The organism is Pseudomonas sp. MUP55 (assembly GCF_034043515.1).
GTDB lineage: Bacteria > Pseudomonadota > Gammaproteobacteria > Pseudomonadales > Pseudomonadaceae > Aquipseudomonas.
The window spans coordinates 5,695,322-5,721,975 of sequence record NZ_CP138214.1 but is presented as its reverse complement, the minus strand read 5'-3'; the positions used below and the strand labels follow the sequence as shown (position 1 = coordinate 5,721,975).

The following is a 26,654-nucleotide window of genomic DNA, read 5'->3' as shown; positions in this document are numbered from 1 at the left end:
GGGCAAGCCCCCTCCCACAATTGGATCTGTGGCGTGTTACTGCCAGCTGCGGAGCAATGGCGGTAGCTCTGTCAGGCTGCGAATTTCTGCGTCGGGGCGCTTGTCTGCCTCCCACACCTTGCCCGTCGGGTTGAACCAAACGGCCCGCAGCCCTGCCTGCTGCGCACCAGCAATGTCATCGCCTGGATGATCACCAACATGCACCGCCGCCCCGGCCTCCACACCGCCGCGCTGCAATGCCTCCTGGAACAAGCGCGCATCCGGCTTGGCGATACCGATATCTTCGGCGCGCAGGGCAAAGTGGAAGTAGTCCGCCAGGCCCACGCGTTGCACGTCGGCATTGCCATTGGTGATGACCCCGAGCAGAAAGTGCTGGCGCAGCGCCTTGAGCATCGGCTCGGCTTCGGGGAATACGCTCAGTTGGTGCCGCGCATGTATGAACGCCTCAAAACACACGTCGGCCATCTCTGAAGCTTCAGGCTGTGGGTAGCCGGCCTCTTCGAAGGCCTGCAGCAATACGCGGTGGCGCAGGAGGCTGATGCGGTGTTTGAGTTCAGGGTGACGCTGCAGCACTTGCTGGCGCAGGCTGGCGAAATGTTCCAGAGGTAAATCGCCCACCTTGGAGGCGTTGAGCGCCAACCATTCGCGCATTGACGCTTCGGCGCTGATGATGACGGGTACGTTGTCCCAGAGCGTGTCGTCCAGGTCGAAGGTGATCAGCTTGATGCTCATGAGTCGTCGCCCTTGATGCGTTTGGCCCGTGGATGGGCGCTGTCGTACACCGTTGCCAGGTGTTGGAAGTCGAGGTGGGTATAGATTTGCGTGGTCTTGATATCGGAGTGGCCGAGCAGTTCCTGTACCGCGCGCAGGTCTTGGGACGACTCCAGCATATGGCTGGCGAAGGAGTGCCGGAGCATATGCGGGTGCAGGTTTTGCCCCAGTTCACGTTCGCCCGCGGCCTTTACCCGCAACTGAATGGCTCGTGGCCCCAGGCGCCGACCTTGCTGGCTGATAAATACGGCGTCGTCTTGCGGGTTGGCCAGTGCGCGCAATGGCAACCACAATTGCAAGGCTTCACGGGCTTTGCGGCCGACCGGCAGTACGCGCGTCTTGCTGCCCTTACCCAGCACCTGCACCAGTCCGTCCGCCAGGTCGAGCTGGTCGAGGTTCAGGCCGGTCAGCTCTGACAGGCGCAGGCCCGAGGAATAGAACAGTTCGAGGATCGCCTGGTCGCGATGCGCCAGAAAGTCATCCTCGACCGCACCGTCCAGCAGTTGCAGGGCGCGGTCGGTGTCCAGGGTCTTGGGCAGGCGTCGCTCGCCTTTGGGTGGTGACAGGCCGTTGGCCGGGTCGTGATCGCACAGGCCTTCGCGGTTCAGGTAGTGATAGAGGCCGCGCACCGCCGACAGCAGACGCGACAGGCTGCGCGAGGACTGACCTTGCTGATTCAGCCGAGCGACCAGGCTGCGCAGAGTCTGGATATCCAGCGCCTTCCAGCTGGCAACCTGCTGTTTTTCGCAATAGGCCAGCACCTTGTTCAGGTCCCTTCGGTAGGCCTCCAGGGTATGAGGCGACACCTGGCGCTCGTTGCGCAGGTGAGCGCAGTAAGCGTCCAGTTGCCGTTCCATGGCTAGCGCACCGCGCGCAGGGCAGTGGTGTAGCGTGGCAGGACGCGGCCCAGCACTTCGGCGATGTAGGTCAGAAACAGCGTGCCCACCGAGCTCTTGTAGTGCGAAGGGTCGCGGCTGGCAATGGCCAGCACGCCGTGCAGGCCTTGGTGGCTTAGGGCTACTACGGCAGTCGAGCCGATCTGTTTGCGCTGTTCGGCACCAAACAGGAAGTCCAGTTCGTGCTCGCGCAGGGTGCCGCTGATGGTCTTGCCTTCCGACAGCAGGCCACCGATGGCGGTCTGCGCTTCGCTGCCACTGACCCAGCGACCCACTGGCATCGGGTTGTCGCTGAACAGGATCAGGCTGACAAATGGCACCTGGAAGTCCTGGCGCAGGCTGTCTTCCACTGCCATCACCGTTTCTTCCAGGCTGGCGGCGTCCATCAGGGTCAGGATCAGGCGACGGGTCTTGTCGAACAGGCGATCGTTGTCGCGCGCCACGTCCATCAGGTGCGAAAGCCGATGGCGCATTTCGATATTGCGCTCACGCAGGATTTTCATCTGCCGTTCCACCAGCGACACGGTATCGCCACGCTGGTGAGGGATGCGCAATGCCGGAAGCAATTCATCGTGCTCGACGAAGAAGTCCGGATGAGCCTCGAGGTACGCCGCGACTGCAGCGGCCTCCAGGCTTTCACTTGGGGTGAGGTGTGCGGGTACTTGAGGCTTATCGGTCATTGGCTTGGCTCACTCATAGACGGACCTGTCCTTCGTATACACGCGAGGCCGGCCCGGTCATTATCACCGGATGGCCTGGGCCTGCCCATTCGATGGACAAGCGCCCACCGGGCAGGTCGATCAGCAGTGGCGAATCCATCCACCCCTGGCTGATCGCGGCCACGGCAGCGGCGCAAGCACCGGTGCCGCAGGCCTGGGTTTCGCCGGCGCCGCGCTCCCACACGCGCAATTGCGCGCGGGAGCGGTCGATCACCTGCAGGAAGCCCACGTTGACCCGCGCTGGAAAGCGCGGGTGATGTTCGATCTTCGGCCCCAGTTCGTGCACCGGCGCGTTGTTGATGTCATTGACCCGCAGCACCGCATGGGGGTTGCCCATCGACACCGCGGCGATATCCACGGTGCTGCCGTCGACATCCAGTGCGTAACTGAGGGCCTGCTCCGGCGCCTGGAACGGAATGTCCGCCGGCACCAGGCGTGGCGCGCCCATGTTGACGCTGATCTGGCCGTCACTGCGTACATCCAGTTCGATCACGCCGCCCTTGGTCTCGACGCGAATCTGGCGCTTGGCGGTCAAGCGCTTGTCCAGCACAAAGCGCGCAAAGCAGCGGGCGCCGTTGCCGCACTGTTCCACTTCGGAGCCATCGGAATTGAAAATCCGATAACGGAAGTCCACCTCCGGGTTGGTCGGCGCTTCCACCAGCAGCAGTTGGTCGAAGCCGACACCGGTATGCCGATCGCCCCATTGTTTGGCGTGCTTGGGCAGGATGTGCGCGTGCTGGCTGACCAGGTCGAGGACCATGAAGTCATTGCCCAGTCCGTGCATCTTGGTAAAACGCAGCAGCATGGCTTACTCCGGCAGCAGGCTTTCGCCAGCATACAACTCGGCTACCGTCTCGCGGCGACGCACTTCAAACGCTTGATCACCGTCCACCAGCACCTCGGCCGCACGGCCGCGAGTGTTGTAGTTGGAACTCATGACAAACCCATAGGCACCGGCCGAATGCACGGCCAGCAGGTCGCCTTCCTCCAGAGCCAATTGACGATCCTTGGCCAGGAAGTCACCGGTCTCACAAATCGGACCGACGATGTCATACGCGCGTGTTTCGCTGTCGCGCGGTGCCACGGCGGTGACGTTCATCCAGGCCTGGTACAGCGCCGGGCGGATCAGGTCGTTCATTGCCGCGTCGACAATGGCGAAGTCCTTGTGCTCGGTGTGCTTGAGATACTCGACCTGGGTCAGCAGCACACCGGCATTGGCCACGATGTAGCGGCCCGGCTCGAACATCAGCGTCAGGTCGCGACCTTCGATACGCTCGCGCACGGCCTTGATGTAGTCGGCGATCAACGGCGGCTCTTCGTCGCGATAACGTACGCCTACACCGCCACCCAGATCGATGTGGTGCAGGTAGATGCCGCAGTCGCCGAGGCGGTCGATCAGCGCCAGCAGGCGGTCGAGCGCATCCAAGAAAGGCGGCAGGGTGGTCAGTTGCGAGCCGATATGGCAATCGACGCCCAGTACGTCCAGGTTGGGCAATTGGGCGGCGCGGATGTACACGTCTTCGGCGTCGGCGATAGCGATGCCGAACTTGTTCTCTTTGAGACCGGTGGAAATGTACGGGTGAGTACCGGCGTCGACGTCCGGGTTGACGCGCAGGGAGATCGGCGCGCGAACGCCCATCTCGGCGGCCACGACCTGCAGGCGTTCCAGCTCGTCGGTGGACTCGATGTTGAAGCAGTGCACGCCTACTTCCAGGGCGCGGCGCATGTCTTCGCGGCTCTTGCCGACGCCGGAGAACACGATCTTGTCGGCCTGGCCACCGGCGGCCAATACACGTTCGAGTTCACCACGGGACACAATGTCGAAACCGGCGCCAAGGCGCGCCAGGACATTGAGCACACCCAGGTTGGAGTTGGCTTTAACCGCGTAGCACACCAGGTGCGGCACGCCTTCCAGCGGGTCGGTGAACGAGCGGTATTGCGCTTCGATGTGTGCACGCGAATACACGTAGGTCGGGGTGCCAAAGCGCTCGGCAATTGCGGACAGCGCCACGCCTTCCGCGAACAGCTCGCCGTCCCGGTAGTTAAAAGCGTCCATGAGGATCCCTTAGTAAGTGTCGTGCTTGTGCGCTTTGGATGGCTTTTGCGACGACTGCGCCTGTTCATTCGGGTCTTTGCTGTCGTCGGGCAGGTACAGCGGGCCTTTTTGACCACAGGCACTAACGAGGCAAGCGACCGCGACGAGCGCAGCAAGGGAAGAGATCAGGCGCTTCATGGCGAAATCCTTGAATATGCATTAATTGCGCCCGAGTATACCGACCACCCGGCAGCTTGCCTATGCGCTGGAATACCCGTCCGGCGGGGGTTTGCCGAGATAGTCGGGAAGCGGGCTACGCTAGCTGGGGATATTTCGTACCGCCATCTGTGATGAAATCGGTATCCTTTGCAATCGGCAGGGCGCGTCCGTATCGTGCGGCGCTTGAGCAGAACCAGACACTTTTGAGGTTGCCACAATGAGTTTGACCGAAGCCCGTTTTCACGACCTGGTGGATGCCGCCCAGGAGAAGCTGGAAGATATTTTCGACGACAGCGACCTGGACGTGGACCTGGAAAACTCGGCCGGCGTGCTGACGGTCAAGTTCGAGAGCGGCCAGCAGTTGATCTTCAGCCGTCAGGAACCGCTGCGTCAGCTCTGGTTGGCGGCGCGCTCCGGTGGGGTTCACTTCGACTACGACGAAGAAAGCGGCAAATGGCAGTGCGACAAGAGTGAAGAGTTGCTGGGAGAAATGCTTGCGCGCCTCGTCCACGAATATACCGGCGCCGACCTGGATTTTGACGAGATTTGACCGTGACCCAGCCTGCACCCGTACGCCCGGCCAAGCCGCTGTTCAGCAATGTCAGCCCTGCAGTGCCGTCACCTTGTATCAGTTTGTGTCGCCTTGACGAGCAAAAAGTCTGCCTCGGCTGCTTCCGTCACGTCGAAGACATCCGTGAATGGCGCTCTGCCGACGATGCGCGGCGTCGAGTGATCTGCGCCGAGGCCGAGCAGCGCCGGGCCCACGCCTGAGGCTGTCTTGTTTATTTGTGACGCTGTGGTAGTGTCCGGATACACCTCAACTCATCGAGGTCCGTGAAAACCCCGCCTTTTTCTGGCGGGGTTTTGCTTTTTTGTGCAGGAAAAAGGAGTCTGCCTGAATCATGACCACCGCACCGTCCATCATTCTCACCCGTCTTGACGTGCAGCGTCTGGAACAACTGATCGACCGCTTGGGCGACGATTATCCTGGCGTCGAAGCGTTGCAGGCCGAACTCGACCGCGCCGAAGAGGTGGTTGCTCACGATGAAGTGCCCGCAGGTGTCGTGACCATGAACTCCAGCGTGCATTGCCGTGAGCAAGGCAAGGGTAAGGACTATCACCTGACCCTGGTCTATCCCAAGGATGCGAATGCCGACGAAGGTAAAATCTCGATTTTGGCGCCGGTCGGCAGCGCTTTGCTGGGCCTGCAAGTGGGCCAGCACATCGACTGGCCGGCACCGGGCGGCAAGACCCTCAAGCTCGAGCTGTTGAGTGTTGAAGGCCAGCCCAAAGACGGCGGTCCCTTCCCGCTTTAAATCTGGCTCAGCGCTTGATTGAGCGCGAGCTCCAGCTCGGTCTTGTAGCGCAGGTACAGATTGCTCGGGCTTTGCACGTCGCCCAGCAGGCCCGACAAATCCAGATCGGTAATGTAGCAGCGGTAACGCTCGGGCTCCCGACGTTGCCCGACGATCTCCCTGGCGACCACCGCAAACAGCTGGTCGCCAAACTCCAGTTCGGAAAACTCGCGCTGATTGCAGTACAGCGTGATGCTCACCTTGCCAGGCGCCGCCTTGCCGATAATCGCCTGCACGTCATAAAACGGCTTGTTGGCTGGGTTCTGCGGCGCCGGCCTTGGCTCCACAACGCGCGCGCGAGCACTGCCCGATGGCAAGAGTTGGTAGTACAGGGTTTGTACTTCGCCCAACGGCTGTTGTGTGTCCAGCGGTGCCAGCGCTTCGCGGCGATAGATGATCGAAAGCAGGAAGCGCTGCAGCGGTGCGAACAGGCTTTGTTCATCATGGAACGGCAGGCGTTGCTGCCAGAGCGCATTGAATTCGTCGAGCACATACAGCTCGGCGAAGCCTTCATTGGCTCGGTAGAATACCTGTATGCAGTCGGCCAGCCCCATGGGCAGCACAAGTGCCAGGTCATGGTCTTCCAGCGCCATGGCGTCCAGATGCAGCGGGCTGTAGCTGGCCAGCTCTTCGCTGAGGTAGGCGATCAATGCGTCCTGGGTCGGCAGCGCCACATGCGTGGCTTGCCCGGGAGTCAGTTCCACGACGTGATAGTGCTGCTGCACCTGGAGCAGGTAGCGGTGATTGCTTTGGCCGAGCAGCAGGTTCTGTGCGGTGTCGAATACCTCTTCCACGCGCTGGGCAATGAACTGCGCCCGGTTGTGACAGAAGCAGCGCACCCGCAACCGTGGCAGATGGTCCGAGGGTAGTTGGTTGAGGTAATCGCGCAGGCAGTCGAGCAGCGCGTGGGGGCCGTCGTAGCGGCTGACCATCACCTCGTTCCAGCTATTGAGCGTGACTTGGTCCAGGGTCAGCACCAGGTTTTCGCGTACACCGGCATAACTCAGGGAGTCGGTGCGTTCGGTGGTCATCAGGATATTCAGGTCGCGGTGATGCTTGAGTGGATCAACCCCGACGTTGACCAGCAACAGCACTTCTTCCGGCACCGCCGAACGCAACAAGCGAACTTCATCCACGCTGGCCAAGGGCAGGGCGATGGTCTGTTGCAGGCTGCCCAACAGGTTGAACAGCTCGAATTCGGTCATGTCGCTGGCGCCTGGATGCAGCGCCAGGCGCGTACTGCTGTCGATCACACCGTTGCGATGGCACCAGGTGAGCATTTCCAGCAGGTCGCGGCTGCGTTTGATCGGCGCGAAATGCTCCCATTCCAGGGCTGTGAGGTTGCCGTTATACAGGCCCCAGTGATGCTGGCCAGGTTCCTTGCGGTTGGGTGAGTGCACCAGGGTCAGGGTGTCTTCGGCCAGGTCCGGAGCGATACCGGGGTTGATGAACTCGACCTTGCCGGCCTTGCGTTCAAAGGCTGCGTACAAGCGACGGCCCAGCACATTGAGGTCACGCTTGTTGATCAGGCTGACGGTTTGTTCCGCGCGGGCGAACTGGGTGAGGAAGCGATAGCTGTAGTTCAGCTCGTTGACCAGGGCACGGCGCTCGGAGGCGACCTGGCGCACCTTCCATTGACTGCGGCTGTCCAGCAGGGCCAGTTGGCGCTGGTCCCATCCCCACTCCTGGGCCAGGCGTTCGAGCAGCAGGCGTTGCCAGCTGGCGGTGCGTTGGCCGGCGCTGAGCTTGCGGTTGACCTTCAGGTACAGGCTGCGCCGCACCAGTTCCAGGCGCTCCGGTTCATTGCGGGCCTTGAGGTATTCCTCGATGCGGCGGTAGACCACGATGTAAGGGTCCAGCTCATCCAGGTCCATCTGATTGGCGAACACTGCGCGCTTGAAGCGCAGGCTCAGGCAATGCACGTTGGGGTGCTCGCTGGCGTAGACCTCGGTCAGCAACAGCTTGAGCACCGATTTATAAGGCGACTCGATGCCTTTGAACAGTTGCCACAGGCCGGCGCCGATGAATTCCCCCGGGGGAATGTGTGCCAGATGGCCAAGATCGAGGGTTTCGTCAGCGCGAATGAAGCGTTTGGAAATCAGCGTGTGGGTGAACTCGGCATAGCGGCTTTCTTCATACACCGGCACCAGCCACCAGATCGGCGTGCGTCCGGCCAGCCAGATAGCGGTGCGGTAGAACTCGTCGAGCAGCAAATAGTGCTGAGTGGTCCCGCAATCGTCGGAGCTCAGTTGTGTGTCCCGTTCGCCGAGTACAAAGCGCGTCGGTTCGATCAGGAAAAAATGTGCCTCGGCTCCCATGGTCTGGGCCCAGGTTTCCAGCAATTGACACTTTTTGCGCAGCTCGACCAGCTCGTTTTCATTCAGGTCGGGAGCGTGGCACACCCATACGTCCATGTCGCTTTGATCCGCCTGGGCCAGCGTACCCAGGCTGCCCATCAGGAACAAACCGTGGATCGGGCGGGGCGGGTTGCCGTGGCGCGGCTTGTAGGAGAACGAACGTGTCAGGCGCTGGGCCTCAGCCAGGGCCTGGGCGTCGGGTTCGAAATTCGACAGCCCGGCCGGCGTGCCGCTGGAAACATAGCCTGGCAGCAATGGGTGGTTCACATGGAAAAACAGCGGCAACAAGGTCAGCACGCTTTGCTGGCGCGGGGTCAGCCCTTCGACGGCCCGGGCCATGCGGCCTTCATTGAGGGCCATGAAACGCGCGCGCAACTGGGTCAGCACCTTACGGTCGATGCCTTCGTCCAGGTCGGGGCGGATTTCATGGGTGCGGGTCATGTCGAACTCGGTGGCTCGCAGGGCCCGACGTGGGCGGCCGTGTAGGAGTTTACAGGCAGTAGCGTAGGAGGTTTAGCGGGAAATGGTGTTGGCGTTGGATTTTTGTGAATGGCGCAGCAACGCCCTCGGAATCCGCAGCGGGGCGGACTCCATGGGCGGCATCAGGTATCAGGCGGCTTCTTTGGTCGACGCGGTGGTCAAGATAGTCAGCAGGGTCTGGGCTTGCTCGGCGGCGTCCCGGCCAAGGCTGGTCAGGTAGCCTCCGTCCGGTTGGTCGATAAGGCCTTTGGCATGGAGGCGCTTGGCGGCGGCGATGGCAGTGGGAGCAGCGGTCTGATGGACTTTCAGACCTTCCTGGGTGCTGTCCAGGGGGAAGAGTACAAGGATTTCCAGTTCGGCAACCAACTCAGGGGTATACGACATAAGGACTCCAGACTTTCTAAATTTATTAGAGGCTAGCAGGCCATAAGGTGAACGTACTTTGCCGAACTGTCCAGCGTGTTGCTGCGCGCCCGAGGGTTATTCTTTTTCCGGCGGCAACTCAGGCAGTGCTCGCAGCGCGGTTTCATACCACTGGGTATCAAAGGCTCGGTCTTCATCGAGCATTGCATCGATTTCGAAGGCCAGCACATGGGCCATGAGATTCAGGATCTCGTCGCGCTCATAACCGACCAGCGTCAGTTTGTTGAAGGTCGCCTTGGCCGCTGGCGGGTTGTCGCTTTCGATCTGGTTTTCAATCGCTTCGATCAGCGTGTTTTCGGTGAATTCTTCTTCGTCGTTGTCGATATCGGTCGGCTCGCTCATGGCAGGCTCCTCAAGGAAAGGGCGCCAGTCTAACTCCATTCAGACAAGTGATGCTGCTGGTCAGGCCACGCCTGAGCGTCTATAACGCTTGCAGCCAACCCCACACCTGGCCTGGAGGCACCCGCAATGCTCAAGCTCTACGGTTTTGCTGTCAGTAACTACTACAACATGGTCAAGCTGGCGCTGATGGAGAAAGGAGTGCCTTTCCAAGAGGTACCTTTTTACGCAGGACAAACGCCTGAAACCCTGGCAGTGAGCCCGCGAGGCAAAGTGCCGGTGCTCGGCGTCAAGCAAGGCTTTATCAACGAAACCAGCGTGATCCTCGATTATATCGAGCAGACTCAGCAAGGGCCTGCGCTGCTTCCTGCCGACCCGTTTCAACGTGCTCAGGTGCTGGCGTTGTGCCGCGAGATCGAGCTGTATATCGAGTTGCCCGCGCGGGCGTGCTTCGCCGAAGCCTTTTTTGGCATGACGGTGCCGGAGGCGATCAAGGAGAAATCCCGAGCTGAACTGTTGCTTGGCGTCGGTACGCTAGGTCGGCACGGTAAGTTCGCGCCTTACGTGGCGGGGGAGGGCTTCACGATTGCCGATCTGTATTTCATGTACAGCTTGAACCTGGCCGTGGGGGTGGGCGAGAAGCTGTTTGGGCTGGACCTGTTGGCTGAGTTGCCGAAGGCGAAGGCGTTGCTGGAGCGTTTGAATGCAATGCCCAATGCGCAAAAGGTAGAGGCGGACAGGCTGGCGGCGATGCCGGGTTTTATGGCAATGATTGCAGCCAAAAAGTAATCCAATGTGGGAGGGGGCTTGCCCCCGATAGCGGTGAGTCAGCCAGCGCATGTATTGCCTGACACTCTGCCATCGGGGGGCAGGCCCCCTCCCACATCTTATTCAGCGGCTGGCCAGCAGGGCCTGACCACGTGCGACCGCTGCCTTGACCTGCGCCGGCGCAGTGCCGCCGACGTGGTTGCGGGCATTCACCGAGCCTTCCAGGGTCAGTACGGCGAACACGTCCTGCTCGATCTGGTCGCTGAACTGGCGCAGTTCTTCCAGGCTCATTTCAGCCAGGTCCTTGCCGGTGTCCACGCCGTATTTCACGGCATGGCCAACGATCTCATGGCAGTCACGAAAGGGCAGGCCACGACGCACCAGGTAGTCGGCCAGGTCGGTCGCGGTGGAGAAACCCCGCAAGGCTGCTTCACGCATGATCGCGTGCTTGGGCTTGATCGCCGGGATCATGTCGGCAAACGCACGCAGTGAGTCGCGCAGGGTGTCGGCGGCGTCGAACAGCGGCTCCTTGTCTTCCTGGTTGTCCTTGTTGTAGGCCAGCGGCTGGCCTTTCATCAGGGTCAGCAGGCCCATCAATGCGCCGAATACGCGGCCGCTCTTGCCACGCACCAGCTCGGGCACGTCGGGGTTCTTCTTTTGCGGCATGATCGAGCTGCCGGTGCAGAACCGGTCCGGCAGGTCGATGAACTGGAACTGCGCGCTGGTCCACAGCACCAGCTCTTCGGAGAAACGCGACAGGTGCATCATCGCGATGCTCGCGGCGGCGCAGAATTCGATGGCGAAATCACGGTCCGACACGCCGTCCAGAGAGTTGCCGCCGACAGCGTCGAAACCCAGCAGCTGCGCGGTGTACTCACGGTCGATCGGGTACGTGGTGCCCGCCAGCGCGGCGCTGCCCAACGGCATGCGGTTGGCGCGCTTGCGACAGTCCACCAGGCGCTCGTAATCGCGGCTGAGCATTTCGAACCAGGCCAGCAGATGGTGGCCGAAGGTTACGGGCTGAGCGGTCTGCAGGTGGGTGAAGCCGGGCATGATGGTGTCCGATTCACGCTCGGCCTGTTCCAGCAAACCTTTCTGCAGGCGGGTGATTTCAGCCAGGATCAGGTCGATTTCATCGCGCAGCCACAGGCGGATATCGGTGGCCACCTGGTCGTTACGGCTGCGACCGGTGTGCAGCTTCTTGCCAGTTACACCGATGCGATCAGTGAGGCGAGCCTCGATGTTCATGTGCACGTCTTCCAGGTCGACGCGCCAGTCGAAGGTACCGGCTTCGATTTCGCCACGGATGGTGGTCAGGCCATCGATGATGCTGTCGCGCTCGGCGTCGGTCAGTACGCCGACCTTGGCCAGCATCGTGGCATGGGCGATGGAGCCCATGATGTCGTGGCGGTACAGGCGCTGGTCGAAGGTGACGGAGGCGGTGAAGCGCGCGACGAAGGCGTCGACGGGTTCACTGAAGCGGCCGCCCCAGGACTGGTTGGTCTTGTCGGTGCTCATGGATTCGCTCGTGATCTGCTTAAAAGAGGCGTGAAGGTGTGCCGGCGATAATAACAGGGTTGTCCGCGGACGCGATGCTGTGGGTGGGCGGCAATTTTTTTGTGCAAAGGATGGCTAAGTGCCTTGCCGCCGACCGCATCCAGGACGAGACTGGCAACAGGTACTTATTGAAACGATATTTGACGATTGAGCAATATCGTCTCGGCGAGCGTCTACAGTTGGACTGATAGTGTGTGAATGCACCAAAGTCGGGTGATGCGGTCAGAGCCCAGACTATCCATTAAAAAAGGGGGGTATTCGGATTGTGTATCAGCAAACCCTACAACGATGCGCTAAGGCAGCAGGTTTTGGGCGCTATTGAACAGGTCCGGGTAAATTTGGGTGCCGCTCTCGGGGCACTTTTTGCCGCTCGCACTAGTCTTAGCGTGGATCGCTGTGACGCAAGTCACCGCACCTGTCTACGTTATCCTTGTGCGAGACTCACGCAGGAATCCAGCGCAATATGAATGTCCTGATCGTTGATGACGAACCCCAAGCCCGCGAGCGACTGAGCCGTCTGGTCAGTGAACTCGAGGGTTATACAGTCCTTGAGCCGAGTGCCACCAGCGGTGAGGAGGCGTTGACGTTGATCGACAGCCTCAAGCCGGATGTGGTGTTGCTCGATATCCGTATGCCGGGCCTCGATGGCCTGCAAGTCGCGGCCCGCTTGAGTGAGCGCGAGTCTCCACCCGCCGTGGTGTTATGCGCGGCCCAGGAAGAGTTTTCTGCACAGACGCTGGAAGACAGCGGTGTCAGTTTCCTCGTCAAGCCGGTGGCGACCGAAAGCCTGCTCAAGGCGTTGAAGAAGGCCGAGCGACCCAGCCGCGTTCAGCTTGCCGCCTTGACCCAGCCTGCCGCCCAAAGTGGAAACGGCCCCCGCAGCCATATCAGTGCACGGACCCGCAAGGGCATCGAACTGATTCCCCTCGCTCAGGTGGTCTACTTTATCGCCGACCACAAATACGTGACCTTGCGTCACGAAGCGGGCGAAGTGCTGCTCGATGAGCCGCTCAAAGCCCTTGAAGATGAGTTCGGCGACCTTTTCGTGCGTATCCATCGCAATGCGCTGGTGGCCCGCGAGCGAATCGAGCGCTTGCAACGCACGCCTCTGGGGCACTTTCAGCTCTTTCTGAAGGGGCTCAATGGTGATGCCTTGATCGTCAGTCGGCGCCATGTCGCTGGCGTGCGCAAGATGATGCAACAGCTTTAGCCAAGGGGCTGTGGCGAGTCCTGCAGTCCTTATCCCGGTGCGACGCGGCCAGGGAGGCCCCGCACTTGCTGATACAAATCAAAGCGTATTTGCCTGAGCTGTTATTATCTGCCGTATCTATTCAGTACGGATTGATCCATGTCTTCTCGCGAAATCCGCATCGCCACCCGTAAAAGCGCCCTGGCCTTATGGCAGGCCGAATACGTCAAATCACGCCTTGAACAGGCCCACCCTGGTCTGCGGGTGTCCCTGGTGCCCATGGTCAGTCGCGGCGACAAGCTGCTGGACTCGCCGCTGTCTAAAATTGGCGGCAAGGGTCTGTTCGTCAAGGAGCTTGAAACCGCACTGCTGGAGCATGAAGCCGACATCGCTGTGCATTCGATGAAAGACGTGCCCATGGACTTCCCTGAAGGTTTGGGCCTCTTTTGCATCTGCGAGCGCGAAGACCCGCGCGATGCCTTCGTTTCAAACACCTACGCGTCCCTGGATGAATTACCCCTGGGCAGCATCGTGGGAACCTCCAGCCTGCGTCGTCAGGCCCAACTGCTGACCCGTCGCCCCGACCTGCAGATCCGCTTTCTGCGGGGCAACGTCAACACGCGCCTGGCCAAGCTGGATGCGGGCGAATACGACGCGATCATCCTCGCGGCTGCCGGCCTGATCCGTCTGGGCTTCGAAGATCGCATCACCAGCGCAATCAGTGTCGAGGACAGCTTGCCTGCCGGAGGGCAGGGCGCAGTGGGGATTGAATGCCGTACCGCCGACAGCGAAATTCACGCACTGCTCAAGCCGCTTGATCACGCGGACACCGAAGTTCGCGTCACGGCCGAGCGCGCCCTGAACAAACACCTCAACGGTGGCTGCCAGGTACCGATCGCCTGCTATGCCGTGCTCGAAGGTGAAAACCTGTGGTTGCGTGGTCTGGTCGGGGACCCGGACGGCGGCACGCTGCTGACCGCCGAAGTGCGCGGCCCGCAACGTGAGGCCACGGCCTTGGGCATTCAGGTCGCCGAGGAACTGTTGGACAAGGGCGCCGGCGCCATTCTGCAAAAAATCTACGGCGAGGCCGGCCCGCAGTGAGCCATTGGCGCTTGCTGCTGACACGGCCTGCCGAGGAATCGACAGCTTTGGCGGCGACATTGGCCGAGGCTGGTGTTTTCAGCAGCACGTTGCCCTTGCTGGAGATTGAAGCGTTACCGGTCACGCCTGAACAGCAGGCGACCTTTGCGGCGCTGCAGCGCTATTGCGCGGTGATCGTGGTGAGCAAGCCTGCGGCGCGTCTTGCCTTGCAACAATTGATCGCGCCCTTGCCCCGAATGCCGTGGTTCAGTGTCGGCGCCGCCACGGCACAGATACTGGCCGATCATGGCCTGGACGTGCACTATCCGCCAGCGGGTGACGACAGCGAGGCATTGCTTGAGTTGCCGGCATTGCGCGAGGCTGTCGCACGGCCCGGCGCCAGGGTGCTGATCGTGCGCGGCGAGGGAGGGCGGGGGTTGCTTGCGCAGCGTTTGCGCGAGCTTGGTGTTAGTGTCGACTATCTGGAGTTGTATCGCCGTTTGCTGCCGGCCCATGACACGGGCGCACTGGCCCGGCGCATCGAGTTGGAACGCTTGAACGGCCTGGTGGTCAGCAGTGGGCAAGGTTTTCTACACTTGCAGGCCTTGGCCGGCTCCGATTGGCCTGAGGTGGCACAGCTGCCGTTGTTCGTGCCCAGCCCGCGCGTCTATGAAATGGCGCGAGCCGCGGGCGCAGAAAAAGTTGTGGATTGTCGCGGCGCGAGTGCCGCGGCTTTGTTAGTGGCGTTAGGGAGCAATCCCGTTCCCACTCTCTGATACGCAAAGGACGGATACGTGAGCGAAACAGCCTTGCCTAAAGATGAAGCTCAGCCCGCGCTTGATGCGCCGGTCGGAACGCCGGTCGCCGCGCCACGCCGTGGCAATGGCCTTGCCGTCGTCGCTTTGCTGCTGGGTGCTGCGGGCGTTGCCGCCGGCGGCTGGGGGATCTGGCAGGTCCGGGCCCTGCAAGCCAGCAGCCAGCAGCAACTGGGCCAGGTACAGACCCTGGATGACCAATCCCAGGGCCTCAAGCAGGCCCAGCAGCAGTTGGCTGCCCGCCTTGCGCAGTTGCCAGGCGCCGATGAGCTGGAAGAGCGCCGACGCCTGGTCGCCCAGTTGCAGGGCGATCAGCAACGCCTGAGTCAGCGTCTGGAAACCGTGCTGGGCGCCAGCCGCAAGGACTGGCGCCTGGCTGAAGCCGAGCATCTGATTCGTCTGGCCAGTCTGCGTTTATCCGCCTTGCAGGACATCAACAGCGCCCAGTCGCTCGTCCAGGGTGCCGACGAGATTCTTCGTGAGCAGAGCGACCCAGGCGCATTCGCGGCGCGCGAGCAACTGGCCAAGAGCCTCGCGGCGTTGCGCAGCACCGAACAGCCGGACCGCACCGGGTTGTACCTGCAGTTGGCAGCGTTGCGCGACCAGGTGGTGCAACTGGCGGCCATTGCCCCGGAATATCAACTCACGGAGCCGGCTTCCCAGGGACGCCCTACCAGCGACACGGGTAACCAGTTGAGCCAATGGTGGGAGCAGATATCGCGTTATTTCCGTATCGACTTCAACCCCGATGACAACATTCGTCCGCTGCTGGCGGGCCAAGGGTTGAACCAGGTGCGTCTGGCCTTGAGCCTGGCGCTGGAGCAAGCACAGTGGGCAGCGCTCAATGGTGAATCGGCGGTGTATAGCCGTTCGCTGGGTGAAGCGCGCAGCGTCTTGCAAGATAACTTCAATCAGGACAACCCACAGAGCAAGGCGATGCTGGCGCGTATCGCCGAGCTTGAGCCTAAAGCCGTGTCGGTGGTAACACCCGACCTGGCCGCGAGCCTTGCGGCTGTGCAGGCGTACCTTGAGCGTCGTCATTTGTCTGCCGACGAAGCCAAGGCTTCGGCTGCCAAGCCTGCGACCCAGGAGTAGAGCCGATGAAGCGTTTCTATGTGATCCTGGTACTGGCAATCGCGATTGCCCTGGCACTGGCCGTGGGCATTTCGAAACACACTGGCTACGTGCTGATTACCTATCCCCATCTGCTGCATTACGAGTCGAGCTTGTGGGCCACATTGGTGGCCGTGTTTGCCATCGGCCTTGGGATCTACCTGATCCGCGTCCTGCTGAGTCTGGTCACTGCCTCTGGCGGCGTGGTCAACCCCTGGTCGCGGCGCAATCGCAGCCGACGGGTGCAGATCGCAATCGAGCAAGGCCAGATGGACCTCGCCGAAGGCCGCTGGGCCAGTGCCGAGCGCCACCTGCACCGTGCCGCTGAAGCAGAGCGCCAACCACTGCTGTACTACCTTGGCGCGGCACGCGCGGCCAATGAGCTGGGCCGTTACGAAGAGTCGGATGCTTTGCTGGAGCGTGCTCTGGCGCGCCAGCCCCAGGCGGAACTGGCCGTTGCCTTGAGCCACGCGCAGTTGCAGATGGACCGTGGCGATACGGAAGGCGCACTGGTCACCCTGCAGGCGATGCATGAGCGCCATCCTCACAATGCCCAGGTGCTGCGACAGCTGCAGCGACTGCACCAGCAACGTGGCGACTGGTCATCGGTGATTCGCCTGATGCCTGAGCTGCGCAAGGACAAGGTGCTGCCGGCCAGTGAGCTGGCTGAGCTGGAGCGCCGGGCGTGGGGAGAAAACCTTGGCCTGGCCGCACAACGTGAAGAGCAGGGCGAGGCCGGCTTGCGGTCCCTTGAGCGTGCCTGGGAGCAACTGACTTCCGCCCAGCGCCAGGAGCCACAGCTGGTGTTGGCTTATGCTGACCAACTGCGTCGACTGGGCGCTGATGCCAAGGCCGAGGAAGCACTGCGCGGCGCGATCAAGCGCAGCTATGACAGCCATCTTATTCGGCTCTACGGCCTGCTGCGCGGCAGCGACCCGGCCCGTCAGTTGAAGTTTGCCGAGGGGTGGCTCAAGGATCATCCAGGCGACGCCAGCCTGTTGCTGACCTTGGGTCGTCTGTGCCTGCAGAACAGCCTGTGGGGCAAGGCACGGGATTATCTGGAAGGCAGCCTGCGGGTGCAGCGCAATCCCGAGGCCTGTGCTGAATTGGCCCGTTTGCTGGCTCAGTTGGGTGATACCGAGCGCAGCAACCAGCTGTTCCAGGAAGGCTTGGGGTTACTCGACAATCGTCTGCTGGCCGCACCGTTGCCAGCCCCCGCGCAAGCTTGAGGTAGGAAAGGGCGAAAGGATTGGCTCAGAAGAATCTCCAACCCAATCCTTCAACCCTCTGTAAACGCTCGGCTTAAGCGGGTCCGTCATCAATTCTTACGTCTTGAAGGGCGATTTCCCCAGCGTGTAGGTGGGATCTCCCTGCGCGTTCGCGGAATTGTCTGCTCCAAGGCGTATTGAAAGCGGTCGGGCCTTTCCTCTACCGTAGCGACCTATCTCTTGCGTTGCGGATAAACAATGTCTTTGGCCCCCTTACGCTCCTTGTTTTTCCTGGCGTTCATGGCCGGTGCGCTGACGTTGGGCGTGTCTTTCTACCTGGAATATGGCGCACTGTTACAGCCATGTTTTCTGTGCCAGGTACAACGGCTGGTTCTCGCCGCCTTTGTACTGATCAACCTGATCGCCGCCCTACACAACCCTGCCCGCTCCGGCGCGTGCCTGTACGGGCTGGCGAGCATGGGGTGTGCGCTGTTTGGCGCGGTCACCGCCGGGCGCCAAGTGCTGCTGCAGAACGCTCCTTCAGACCAGATACCGAACTGCTGGCCCAGCCTTGAATACATGATTGAAAACCTGTCGTTCTGGCAGGCTGTGCGGTCGGCTTTCAAGGGGACTGTGGATTGCGTCGAAATCAATTGGACGTTGTTTGACCTCAGCCTTCCGGAGTGGAGCCTGCTTTTTTTCGTGGCGGTTCTGATTCTGGGGGGCATGCCGCTTTGTCGGTTGTTACTGGGCCGACGTTACCTATCGCGAAGCGAGGAAAATACGCTTCATGTTGTCGGACGGGATTAAACGCTTGTATGAACTTTCTCTCGTGCGTACCTTGAAGCCATAGTGATGCGGGCATAATCTGGCCCGCACGCGTTAACGAAACCGCTTGTCAGACGTGGCCTGGCCCGCTGCCGCTTTAACCTTGAAATGTTACGCAGGCGCAGGGCAGCAGCGTCCCCTATAGGGAAGAGAGATCATCATGCTGGAAAGTTGTCAGAATGCTCAGGAACGCTGGGGTGGGGTGCACAAGCTGATCGACAGCTGGTTGAAAGCACGTCACGAACTGGTTCGGGCCTTTGATGCTCTCGGTGCCAAGCCCGAGGCACTGGCTGAGAAGCGCGAGCCGCTGCAAGACTTCTGCGGGGTGCTGGTGGACTACGTGTCCGCAGGTCATTTCGGTGTCTATGAGCAACTGACCAAAGAGGCAGAGGCTTTCGATGACAAGCGAGGCCTGAAGTTGGCGGAGACCCTTTACCCGCGCATCGATGTCATCACCGAAAAGCTGCTGGCGTTCACTGACCTGTGTGATGCGGGGAAGTGTGTTGCTGAAAAATTCAAGGAGCTGGGCGCACTGTTGCATGAGCGCTTTGAACTGGAAGATTGCCTGATTGAGGTGCTGCACAACGCTCATAAAGAAGAGCCTGCAACTCAGGTATGAAGCGTTGAAACACGATTAAAAAACGGTGCGCATGTCGCACCGTTTTTTATGGGATCAGTGGCGAGTCCCAAGCAATTCGATTTCGAAGACCAAGGGCGTGTAGGGTGGAATCAATTCGCCTGCGCCGTCCGCGCCGTAAGCCTGCGCCGAAGGGATCACCAGGCGCCATTTCGCACCGACGGGCATCTGTTGCAATGCACTGGCCCAGCCGCTTATCACACTGTCCAGGCGAAACCATTGCGGCTGCGTGCTTTTATCGAAAACGGTTCCGTCGGGCAATTGCCCTACGTATTTGACCTGCACCTCATCATTTGCCAGCGGCTTGTTGCCAGTGCCCGGCGTCAACTCGGTGAGCAGGATACCGTCCGCCAATTCGCGTACTCCCTTTGCCGCTTTTTCCCTGGATAAAAATTGCTGTTCGGCGGCGAGCGCTTTTTCACTCTGCGGTGCCTGGGTGTCGGTGGCGTTCTGTGCTTCGTGCTGTGCAAGAATCTGTTCGATGCGTGTGTTATCGAGCGCCAATGGTTTGCCTTGGTAGGCTTGTTTGAGTCCGTCGATCAGGGCCTGGATCTGCAGGTCCGGGACTTCCTGACGCAGGCGCTCACCGAGGCTGGCGCCCAGGCTGTAGGCGAGGTCATGCTGATCCTGGCCAGCTGTTTTTGGCGGAGAGGGTTCGCTCGCCTCGGCGCCGAAAATCGCCAGTCCGAGCACTAGGAAAAGGTAACGCGACATGGGGGGCCTCCCGCCGAAAGTGCGACGGATTATGCCAGCGTGAGTGGCTGAGCAGTGGGGTAGTTTTCTGTTATATGGATAAGAATTTTCGTACGTTGCAACGCAACGCAATCGATACTGTCAACATGCGCTAGCGGCGGTAAGAGCAGAGGGCTAGTATGAGCCGCACCCACGTCAGCCAGGAGGTAAACCATGTCGGCCAAACAGAAGCCTGTAAATACCCCGTTGCACTTACTCCAACAATTGTCGGGCAGCTTGCTCGAACATCTGGAAAGCGCTTGTTCCCAGGCCTTGGCCGATGCAGAAAAACTGCTCGCCAAACTCGAAAAACAACGCGGCAAAGCGCAAGAAAAGCTGCATAAATCCCGTACCAAATTGCAAGATGCCGCCACTGCCGGCAAGGCCAAGGCACAAGCCAAAGCCAAAGACGCTGTCAAAGAACTTGAGGACCTGCTGGACGCTCTCAAGGACCGCCAGGCTGAAACCCGCAGCTACATCTCCCAGCTCAAAAAAGACGCTCAGGAAAGCCTGAAACTGGCCCAGGGTGTTGGTCGTGTGAAGGAAGCCGTAGCCAAGGCGCTGGGTGCTCGTACTCCGGCAAAAGTCGTCGCAGCCAAGAAGCCAGCGAGCAAAGCTGTTGCAGCGAAGGCGCCGGCTAAAGCCGCCGCCAAGCCAGCTGCTAAAACGGCCGCTGCAAAACCAGCCGCCAAGCCAGCTGCAAAAACGGCTGCTGCGAAACCAGCCGCCAAGCCAGCAGCTAAAACGGCTGCTGCAAAACCAGCCGCCAAGCCAGCTGCAAAAACCGCTGCCGCAAAACCAGCCGCAAAACCAGCCGCCAAGTCAGCTGCAAAAACCGCTGCTGCAAAACCAGCCGCCAAGCCAGCTGCAAAAACCGCTGCTGCAAAACCAGCCGCCAAGCCAGCAGCTAAAACCGCTGCTGCAAAACCGGCCGCCAAGCCAGCTGCAAAAACCGCTGCTGCAAAACCAGCCGCCAAGCCAGCTGCAAAAACTGCTGCTGCAAAACCGGCCGCCAAGCCAGCTGCAAAAACCGCTGCCGCAAAACCAGCCGCCAAGCCAGCAGCTAAAACTGCTGCTGCAAAACCGGCCGCCAAGCCAGCTGCCAAACCTGCTGCCGCGAAACCGGCCGCCAAGCCAGCTGCCAAACCTGCTGCTGCAAAACCAGCCGCCAAGCCAGCCGCCGCAAAACCAGCACCTGCAAAGCCAGCCACTCCCGCAGCACCTGTCGCTACCGCGACTGCATCCTCCGCTCCAACCGCACCGGCCAGCAGCACTTCTGCACCGGTAGCGCCAAGCGTCACCCCAACCAGCGCTTCCTAAGTGCGGGTGACCACGACGCGCAGCTGCTGCAGCGCGTCGTGGTCAAGGTCGACGGTTTCGCTCGTCAGGCCTTCAAGCCATTCGTATTGTCCCGTTACCTCGTTGGTCGGCCAGGTCTGAGCCAGCGCTTCCAGGCGTGTCAGCAAGGTTCGCTCGGCTTGCAGCTCCATTGTTTTGAGCTGTTCGCGTAACGCCGCCAGTTGCACATCCTGCTGTGCGATCACCCGCCATTGCCTGCGTATCTCGCGCAAGGGTTCAACCACGTCCATGCGCCACGGCCGCGCAAGCTGTTGCAGCGCCACAACGCGTTCAGGTAACCGCGCCACACCACGTTGCTCCAGCCACGCGCCACACAGTAACAGGCACACATCCGCTCCTTGCTCCTGCAACCGCAGGCAAGCCGCCTCCACACCGGGGCGGGCATAAGTCGAGAGGGCAAAGCTCCACAGGTCAGCGCACATATTCACACCCAAGCCAGCGGCCAACGAAGCTGGTAGACTCCGCCGCCATTATGATCCGACTTCAAAGCCTAACATTACAGCGTGGCCCGCAACGTCTTCTTGAAGATGCCGAGCTGACCCTGCACGCCGGTCACAAAGCCGGCCTGATCGGTGCCAATGGCGCCGGCAAATCCACGTTGTTCGCCCTGTTGCTGGGTGAGCTGACCCCGGATTCGGGCGACTGCCTGCTGCCGGCCGACTGGCGCATCGCCCATATGCGCCAGGAGATCGACACCCTGGACCGCATTGCGATCGACTACGTGCTCGATGGCGACCTGCGCCTGCGCCAGGTACAGCACGACCTCGCCGCCGCTGAACAAGCCCAGGACGGCGCCGCCCAAGCCCGCCTGCATTCTGAGCTGGACAGCGCCGACGGCTACACCGCTGACGCCCGCGCTCGCAAGATGCTCGCCGGCCTGGGCTTTACCAACGAACAGATGGACCGCCCGGTCGCCGACTTCTCCGGTGGCTGGCGCATGCGCCTGAACCTGGCGCAGGCGCTGATGTGCCCTTCCGACTTGTTGCTGCTCGACGAACCGACCAACCACCTGGATCTCGATGCGATTCTGTGGCTGGAAGACTTCCTCAAGAATTATCAGGGCACCCTGTTGCTGATTTCCCACGACCGGGATTTCCTCGACGCCGTGGTCGACAACATCGCCCATGTCGAGCAGAAGAAAATCACGCTCTATCGTGGCGGTTACACCGCCTTCGAGCGCGCCCGTGCCGAACGCCTGGCCCAGCAGCAACAGGCATTTGAGAAGCAGCAGGCGCAGCGCGCGCACATGGAAAGCTACATCGCCCGGTTCAAGGCCCAGGCCACCAAGGCTCGTCAGGCCCAGAGCCGGATCAAGGCGCTGGAGCGCATGGAAGAGCTGTCAGCGGCCCATGTCGATTCGCCGTTCGACTTCGTGTTCCGTGAGTCGGTGAAGATCTCCAGCCCCTTGCTCGATCTGTCGGACGCCCGCCTGGGTTACGGCGACAAGACCATCCTGGAGAAGGTGAGGCTGCAGCTCACACCCGGCGCGCGGATCGGTTTGCTGGGTCCTAACGGCGCGGGCAAGTCGACGCTGATCAAGAACCTCTCCGGTGAACTGGAACCCTTGGCCGGTCGCCTGACCCGCGGCGAGAACACCGTGGTGGGCTACTTCGCCCAGCATCAGCTGGACTCGCTGGACTCCAAGGCCAGCCCGCTGCTGCACCTGCAACGCCTGGCACCCACCGAGCGCGAACAGACCCTGCGTGATTTTCTCGGTGGTTTCGACTTCCGTGGCGCACGTATCGATGAGCCGGTGCTGAATTTTTCCGGTGGTGAAAAGGCACGCCTGGCCCTGGCCCTGATCGCCTGGGACCGCCCGAACCTGCTGCTGCTCGACGAACCGACCAACCACCTGGACCTGGAAATGCGCCTGGCGCTGACCATGGCCCTGCAGGAATTCAGTGGCGCGGTACTGGTGGTGTCTCACGATCGCCACCTGCTCAAAAGCACCACCGATAACTTCCTGCTGGTGGCCGACGGCAAGGTTGAAGAGTTCGACGGCGACCTGGACGACTATGCGCGCTGGCTGACCGACTACCGCCTGCGCAATGCGCCGGTCAGCAACACGCCGGTCAACCCGGACAAGACCGACAAGAAGGCCCAGCGCCAGGCCGCCGCCGCACTGCGTCAGCAGTTGGCGCCGCACAAGCGCGAAGCCGACAAGCTGGAGGCCGAGCTGGGCAAGGTGCATGAGCGCCTGGCCAAGATCGAAACCAGCCTGGGCGACAGCGCCGTGTATGAGGCGGCGCGCAAGGATGAACTGCGCGACTTGCTGGCCGAGCAGGCCAAGCTCAAGGTGCGTGAAGGGCAACTGGAGGAAGCCTGGATGGAGGCCCTCGAGCTGCTTGAAACCCTGCAAGCGGAGCTGGAGGCGCTGTCCTGATGGAAGCGTTGCAACTGCCCTTGCCGGCGCAATGGATCGAGCCTGTGTGGATCGGCGTGCAAATCCTGCTGATCCTGCTGGCCGGCTACCTTGCCCAGCGTTTTGTCGCCAAAGGGCTGACCCGTCTGGGTGAGCGCTATCCGTTCCCGCCACAATTGCTGATGCCGCTGCGCGGTGGTCTGCGCTGGCTGATCATGGGCAGCGCGCTGATCTTCGTGTTGGGTCGCCTGGGCGTATCGGCCACGGTGCTGTGGACGGCGCTGTCAGGGTTTGTGGCGGTGGCGGCGGTGGCGTTCTTCGCCATGTGGTCCGTCTTGTCCAATTTGTTGTGCGCCATTTTGATCTTCACCGTGGGGCCATTTCGCCTGGGTGACATCGTGGAGCTGGTGGACACTGTCGACAAACCCGGTGTGAAAGGGCGCGTCGTGGCGATCAATCTGCTCTACACCACGCTGATCGAGGTGCAGGAAGCCGGCACCGACAGCGCGATGGTGCAAGTGCCCAACAGCCTGTTCTTCCAGCGTTCGGTTCGACGTTGGCCCGGTACGCATGTATTCCCTGGCGACCGTTAGAAATCACATCCTGTAAAAATTTATAGCCAGCCTCAGGTCCGCGGCGTTAGCTTAAGGCACAACCAAAAACTCCTTGCTGAGGTGTGCAATGGCACTCGACACGTGGCTGGCCTTTTTCCTGGCCAGTTGGATCATCTCCCTTTCCCCCGGTGCCGGCGCCATCGCCTCGATGTCCAGCGGGCTGCAGTATGGTTTTGTGCGCGGTTACTGGAACGCCATTGGCCTGCAACTGGGTCTGGCGATGCAGATTGCGGTGGTGGCGGGCGGCCTGGGTGCGATCCTGGCGGCATCGTCAACCGCGTTCTATGCGATCAAATGGTTTGGTGTGGCGTACCTGATATACCTGGCCGTCAAGCAATGGCGCGCCTTGCCTATGGACATGACCGATGAAGCCGCAATACGTCCGATCGGCAAGCCGATGGCAATGATGTTTCGCGGTTTCCTGGTCAACGCCAGCAACCCCAAGGCGTTGGTGTTCATGCTCGCGGTGCTGCCGCAGTTCGTAAATCCACAGGCGCCGTTGGCGATCCAGTACTTGATCATCGGGGCGACGATGATCAGCGTCGATATGATCGTGATGGCCGGTTACACGGGGTTGGCCTCGAAAGTCCTGCGCCTGTTGCGCTCGCCCAAACAGCAGAAGCGTGTCAACCGCACGTTTGCCGGGTTGTTCGTCGGTGCTGCCGGGTTCCTCGCCAGCCTGCACCGCGCCACGGCGTAATTGACGAAACCGGATCAAAATGTGGGAGGGGGCTTGCTCCCGATAGCGGTGGTTCAGCTAGAGATGAGCTGACTGATACCCTGCTATCGGGAGCAAGCCCCCTCCCACATTGGTTTTGTGGCGTGACGAAATAACACCTTGAGTCAAATCCGTTAAAGCTCAACAATAGTGTTACTTCGTATTTCCACTTGAGATTCATTCATGACTGCCTCCTTGCGTTTTCTCGCCTGGCTGATGCTGCCGGCGTTGATGTCGTGCAGCTTTAATCTGTTGGCCGCAACGGCCGAAGGCGCGCCCCAGGCTCTGCATTTGCTGGACTATATTGGTGCCGACTACCCACCCACAGTGGAGGCGGGCAAGGTGGTGGACGAATCGGAATTTCGCGAACAGGTGGAATTTCTCGGTGTGTTGCAGGGGTTGGTTGCGCAGCTGCCGGAAAAGCCCGAGCGCGCCGAGTTGATCAAGGGCGTCGCTGAGTTGCTCGCCGCAGTCACCGCCCATGCAGACGGCGCAAGCGTCGCCCATCAGGCCCGTCAGCTGGGCGCCAAGCTGGCGGTGGCGTATGAAGTCAGCCAGGCGCCGGCGATCACCCCCGATCCCACGCGCGGTGCGCCGCTGTATGCCCAGCACTGCTCCGTGTGCCACGGCACGGCGGGCGGCGGCGATGGCCCTGCGGGCATGGGCATGACCCCGCCGCCGGCCAACCTGCGCGATGCCGCGCGTCTGGATCGCCTGAGCCTCTATGCGATCTACAACACCCTGGGCCTGGGTGTCGAAGGCACTGACATGCCGTCCTTTGCCGACCAGTTGGATGACCGCCAGCGCTGGGACCTCGCTACCTACATCGCAAGTTTCACGGCTGACCCTGCTGCTGCCAAAAGCGAACACGCCTTCAACCTGGCTGACCTGGCACGCCAGACGCCCAACGAAGTGCTGGCCGCAGACGGCCCGGCGGCGGCCGCGACTTTCCGCGCCCAGCGCGCGCAACCGCCGCAGGTCAAGCGTGGCCCGGCGCAGTTGCTTGATTACACCGCCGCCACCCTGGACAAAAGCCTGGCCGCGTTCCGCAACGGCGACCACGAACAAGCCTATGACCTGTCTGTAGCCGCTTATCTGGAAGGCTTCGAGCTGGTGGAAAGCTCGCTGGATAACGTCGACGCCAATGTGCGCAAAGACACCGAGAAGGCGCTGATGGCCTACCGGCAGTCGTTGCAGGACGGCCTGCCGATCGAACAAGTACAGCAGCGCCTGGACGCCGCCAAGGGCAAGCTTGGCGAGTCCGCCGGGTTGCTTGGCGGCGATGGCCTGAGCTGGTCGTTGAGCTACATCTCCGGCTTGTTGATCCTGCTGCGCGAAGGCCTGGAGGCGATCCTGGTACTGGCCGCTATCCTGGCCTTCCTGCGTAACACTGGCCAGCAATCGGCAGTGCGCAGCGTCAACGCCGGCTGGGGCCTGGCGCTGTTGGCGGGCTTGGCCACCTGGGCGCTGGCGGCGTACGTGATTGACGTCAGCGGTGCCCAGCGTGAACTGCTTGAAGGCTGCACGGCGCTGTTTGCCAGCGTGATGGTGCTGTGGCTCGGTGTGTGGATGCACGATCGACGTCACGCCGCAGCCTGGCAGGACTACATCAAGAGCAGCCTGGTGGGCGGTGGCGGGCGCTTTGGTTTTGCGCTGCTGGCCTTCTTCTCGGTGTACCGCGAGCTGTTCGAAGTGATCCTGTTCTACGAAACCCTCTGGCTGCAAGCCGGGCCGGCCGGGCACAACGCAGTGCTGGCCGGTGGTGCCACCGCCTTGGTGCTGCTGGTGGGCCTGGCCTGGGTGATTCTGCGCGGTTCGGCCAAATTGCCGCTGGCGCTGTTCTTCGGCATCAACGCTGCGCTGCTGTGTGCGCTGTCGGTGGTCTTCGCCGGGCATGGCGTCAAGGCGCTGCAAGAGGCGGGCATCTTCGGCACGCGGCCGGTGGCGTTCTTTGACTTCGACTGGCTGGGTATTCACGCCGATGCGTATTCGTTGAGTGCGCAGGCCGTGGCGATCCTGGCGATTGTGGTGCTGTATGGGCGCAGTCGCTTGGCCGAGAAGCAGCGAGTGGCGGCGTAGG

Annotated in this window: 28 protein-coding genes; 16 read left to right on the top strand and 12 right to left on the bottom strand. The window is 61.3% G+C overall.

Annotated features, from left to right (window positions below; genetic code table 11):
- Nucleotides 1-36 precede the first annotated feature (36 nt).
- From SC318_RS25935 to lptM, 6 genes are read right to left on the bottom strand one after another with little or no spacing between them, the layout of a single operon-like run.
- Entirely contained in the window at nt 37-732 is a 696-nt protein-coding gene (locus SC318_RS25935) for an HAD family hydrolase (RefSeq protein WP_320428967.1), read from the bottom strand.
- On the bottom strand, nt 729-1,628 hold the full coding sequence (gene xerC / locus SC318_RS25930) for a tyrosine recombinase XerC (protein WP_320428966.1): 900 nt from the start codon (nt 1,626-1,628) through the stop codon (nt 729-731). The genes SC318_RS25935 and xerC overlap by 4 nt, the downstream gene beginning before the upstream one ends.
- Nucleotides 1,629-1,630: 2 nt before the next feature.
- Nucleotides 1,631-2,347, bottom strand: coding sequence for a DUF484 family protein (locus tag SC318_RS25925; RefSeq protein WP_320428965.1), 717 nt, complete (start codon nt 2,345-2,347; stop codon nt 1,631-1,633).
- Between the two features lie 13 nt (nt 2,348-2,360).
- Nucleotides 2,361-3,191: a diaminopimelate epimerase gene (gene dapF, locus SC318_RS25920; protein ID WP_320428964.1), complete on the bottom strand. Its 831-nt coding sequence runs from the start codon at nt 3,189-3,191 to the stop codon at nt 2,361-2,363.
- A 3-nt stretch (nt 3,192-3,194) separates the two neighbouring features.
- On the bottom strand, nt 3,195-4,442 hold the full coding sequence (lysA, locus tag SC318_RS25915) for a diaminopimelate decarboxylase (protein ID WP_320428963.1): 1,248 nt from the start codon (nt 4,440-4,442) through the stop codon (nt 3,195-3,197).
- 9 nt (nt 4,443-4,451) lie between these two features.
- Complete coding sequence (gene lptM / locus SC318_RS25910) at nt 4,452-4,619, bottom strand: LPS translocon maturation chaperone LptM (RefSeq protein ID WP_003195417.1); 168 nt, start codon at nt 4,617-4,619, stop codon at nt 4,452-4,454.
- A gap of 238 nt (nt 4,620-4,857) precedes the next feature.
- Here lptM and cyaY point away from each other — a divergent pair, with 238 nt between their 5' ends.
- The 3 genes from cyaY to rnk all read left to right on the top strand — a co-directional run bounded on the left by cyaY (nt 4,858) and on the right by rnk (nt 5,956).
- Entirely contained in the window at nt 4,858-5,190 is a 333-nt protein-coding gene (gene cyaY, locus SC318_RS25905; RefSeq protein WP_306490850.1) for an iron donor protein CyaY, read from the top strand.
- A gap of 2 nt (nt 5,191-5,192) precedes the next feature.
- On the top strand, nt 5,193-5,411 hold the full coding sequence (locus SC318_RS25900; RefSeq protein ID WP_320428962.1) for a DUF1289 domain-containing protein: 219 nt from the start codon (nt 5,193-5,195) through the stop codon (nt 5,409-5,411).
- Between the two features lie 131 nt (nt 5,412-5,542).
- A complete protein-coding gene (rnk, locus tag SC318_RS25895; protein WP_320428961.1) occupies nt 5,543-5,956 on the top strand; it encodes a nucleoside diphosphate kinase regulator in 414 nt (137 codons plus the stop codon).
- On the opposite strand, the gene SC318_RS25890 is transcribed toward rnk, so the two are convergent.
- The 3 genes from SC318_RS25890 to SC318_RS25880 all read right to left on the bottom strand — a co-directional run bounded on the left by SC318_RS25890 (nt 5,953) and on the right by SC318_RS25880 (nt 9,597).
- The gene (locus SC318_RS25890) at nt 5,953-8,793 is read right to left on the bottom strand and encodes a class I adenylate cyclase (RefSeq protein ID WP_320428960.1); all 2,841 of its coding nucleotides are present in this window, start codon (nt 8,791-8,793) and stop codon (nt 5,953-5,955) included. The genes rnk and SC318_RS25890 overlap by 4 nt on opposite strands.
- 168 nt (nt 8,794-8,961) lie before the next feature.
- Nucleotides 8,962-9,216 carry a TIGR02647 family protein gene (locus SC318_RS25885; RefSeq protein ID WP_306490847.1) on the bottom strand — a complete coding sequence of 85 codons (255 nt, stop codon included), beginning with the start codon at nt 9,214-9,216 and terminating at the stop codon, nt 8,962-8,964.
- A 96-nt stretch (nt 9,217-9,312) separates the two neighbouring features.
- Nucleotides 9,313-9,597 (bottom strand): hypothetical protein, encoded by a 285-nt coding sequence (locus tag SC318_RS25880; RefSeq protein WP_306490846.1) that lies wholly within the window; start codon nt 9,595-9,597, stop codon nt 9,313-9,315.
- Between the two features lie 126 nt (nt 9,598-9,723).
- Here SC318_RS25880 and SC318_RS25875 point away from each other — a divergent pair, with 126 nt between their 5' ends.
- Entirely contained in the window at nt 9,724-10,383 is a 660-nt protein-coding gene (locus SC318_RS25875) for a glutathione S-transferase family protein (protein WP_320428959.1), read from the top strand.
- A 102-nt stretch (nt 10,384-10,485) separates the two neighbouring features.
- Here the strand turns inward: SC318_RS25875 and argH are convergent, their stop codons facing one another.
- A complete protein-coding gene (gene argH, locus SC318_RS25870; RefSeq protein WP_073636689.1) occupies nt 10,486-11,880 on the bottom strand; it encodes an argininosuccinate lyase in 1,395 nt (464 codons plus the stop codon).
- A 502-nt stretch (nt 11,881-12,382) separates the two neighbouring features.
- Here argH and SC318_RS25865 point away from each other — a divergent pair.
- The 7 genes from SC318_RS25865 (at nt 12,383) to rsd (ending at nt 18,771) form a co-directional block, all read left to right on the top strand.
- Nucleotides 12,383-13,129, top strand: coding sequence for a LytR/AlgR family response regulator transcription factor (locus SC318_RS25865; protein ID WP_320428958.1), 747 nt, complete (start codon nt 12,383-12,385; stop codon nt 13,127-13,129).
- A gap of 138 nt (nt 13,130-13,267) precedes the next feature.
- Nucleotides 13,268-14,209 carry a hydroxymethylbilane synthase gene (hemC, locus tag SC318_RS25860; protein WP_320428957.1) on the top strand — a complete coding sequence of 314 codons (942 nt, stop codon included), beginning with the start codon at nt 13,268-13,270 and terminating at the stop codon, nt 14,207-14,209.
- Complete coding sequence (locus SC318_RS25855; protein ID WP_320428956.1) at nt 14,206-14,964, top strand: uroporphyrinogen-III synthase; 759 nt, start codon at nt 14,206-14,208, stop codon at nt 14,962-14,964. The genes hemC and SC318_RS25855 overlap by 4 nt, the downstream gene beginning before the upstream one ends.
- 18 nt (nt 14,965-14,982) lie before the next feature.
- A complete protein-coding gene (locus tag SC318_RS25850) occupies nt 14,983-16,098 on the top strand; it encodes a uroporphyrinogen-III C-methyltransferase (protein WP_320428955.1) in 1,116 nt (371 codons plus the stop codon).
- 5 nt (nt 16,099-16,103) lie between these two features.
- Nucleotides 16,104-17,345 carry a heme biosynthesis protein HemY gene (locus SC318_RS25845; protein WP_320428954.1) on the top strand — a complete coding sequence of 414 codons (1,242 nt, stop codon included), beginning with the start codon at nt 16,104-16,106 and terminating at the stop codon, nt 17,343-17,345.
- A gap of 237 nt (nt 17,346-17,582) precedes the next feature.
- Nucleotides 17,583-18,134, top strand: a complete 552-nt coding sequence (locus SC318_RS25840; RefSeq protein WP_320428953.1) for a disulfide bond formation protein B — start codon at nt 17,583-17,585, stop codon at nt 18,132-18,134.
- Between the two features lie 178 nt (nt 18,135-18,312).
- Nucleotides 18,313-18,771 carry a sigma D regulator gene (rsd, locus tag SC318_RS25835; protein ID WP_320428952.1) on the top strand — a complete coding sequence of 153 codons (459 nt, stop codon included), beginning with the start codon at nt 18,313-18,315 and terminating at the stop codon, nt 18,769-18,771.
- Nucleotides 18,772-18,825: 54 nt separating this feature from the next.
- On the opposite strand, the gene SC318_RS25830 is transcribed toward rsd, so the two are convergent.
- Nucleotides 18,826-19,503 carry an FKBP-type peptidyl-prolyl cis-trans isomerase gene (locus tag SC318_RS25830; protein ID WP_320428951.1) on the bottom strand — a complete coding sequence of 226 codons (678 nt, stop codon included), beginning with the start codon at nt 19,501-19,503 and terminating at the stop codon, nt 18,826-18,828.
- A 192-nt stretch (nt 19,504-19,695) separates the two neighbouring features.
- On the opposite strand from SC318_RS25830, the gene SC318_RS25825 reads away from it, so the two are divergent.
- Nucleotides 19,696-20,841 carry an AlgP family protein gene (locus SC318_RS25825; protein ID WP_320428950.1) on the top strand — a complete coding sequence of 382 codons (1,146 nt, stop codon included), beginning with the start codon at nt 19,696-19,698 and terminating at the stop codon, nt 20,839-20,841.
- Here SC318_RS25825 and SC318_RS25820 read toward each other — a convergent pair.
- Nucleotides 20,838-21,302 carry a TIGR02444 family protein gene (locus SC318_RS25820; RefSeq protein WP_320428949.1) on the bottom strand — a complete coding sequence of 155 codons (465 nt, stop codon included), beginning with the start codon at nt 21,300-21,302 and terminating at the stop codon, nt 20,838-20,840. The two genes, SC318_RS25825 and SC318_RS25820, sit on opposite strands and share 4 nt — an antisense overlap.
- A 50-nt stretch (nt 21,303-21,352) precedes the next feature.
- Here SC318_RS25820 and SC318_RS25815 point away from each other — a divergent pair, with 50 nt between their 5' ends.
- From SC318_RS25815 to SC318_RS25800, 4 genes are all read left to right on the top strand, one after another.
- On the top strand, nt 21,353-23,263 hold the full coding sequence (locus tag SC318_RS25815) for an ATP-binding cassette domain-containing protein (RefSeq protein WP_320428948.1): 1,911 nt from the start codon (nt 21,353-21,355) through the stop codon (nt 23,261-23,263).
- Nucleotides 23,263-23,835, top strand: coding sequence for a mechanosensitive ion channel family protein (locus tag SC318_RS25810; protein ID WP_057723361.1), 573 nt, complete (start codon nt 23,263-23,265; stop codon nt 23,833-23,835). Before SC318_RS25815 ends, SC318_RS25810 begins: the two co-directional genes overlap by 1 nt.
- An 88-nt stretch (nt 23,836-23,923) precedes the next feature.
- A complete protein-coding gene (locus SC318_RS25805; protein WP_306490832.1) occupies nt 23,924-24,556 on the top strand; it encodes a LysE family transporter in 633 nt (210 codons plus the stop codon).
- Nucleotides 24,557-24,757: 201 nt separating this feature from the next.
- A complete protein-coding gene (locus tag SC318_RS25800; protein ID WP_320428947.1) occupies nt 24,758-26,653 on the top strand; it encodes an FTR1 family protein in 1,896 nt (631 codons plus the stop codon).
- Nucleotide 26,654: the final 1 nt, after the last annotated feature.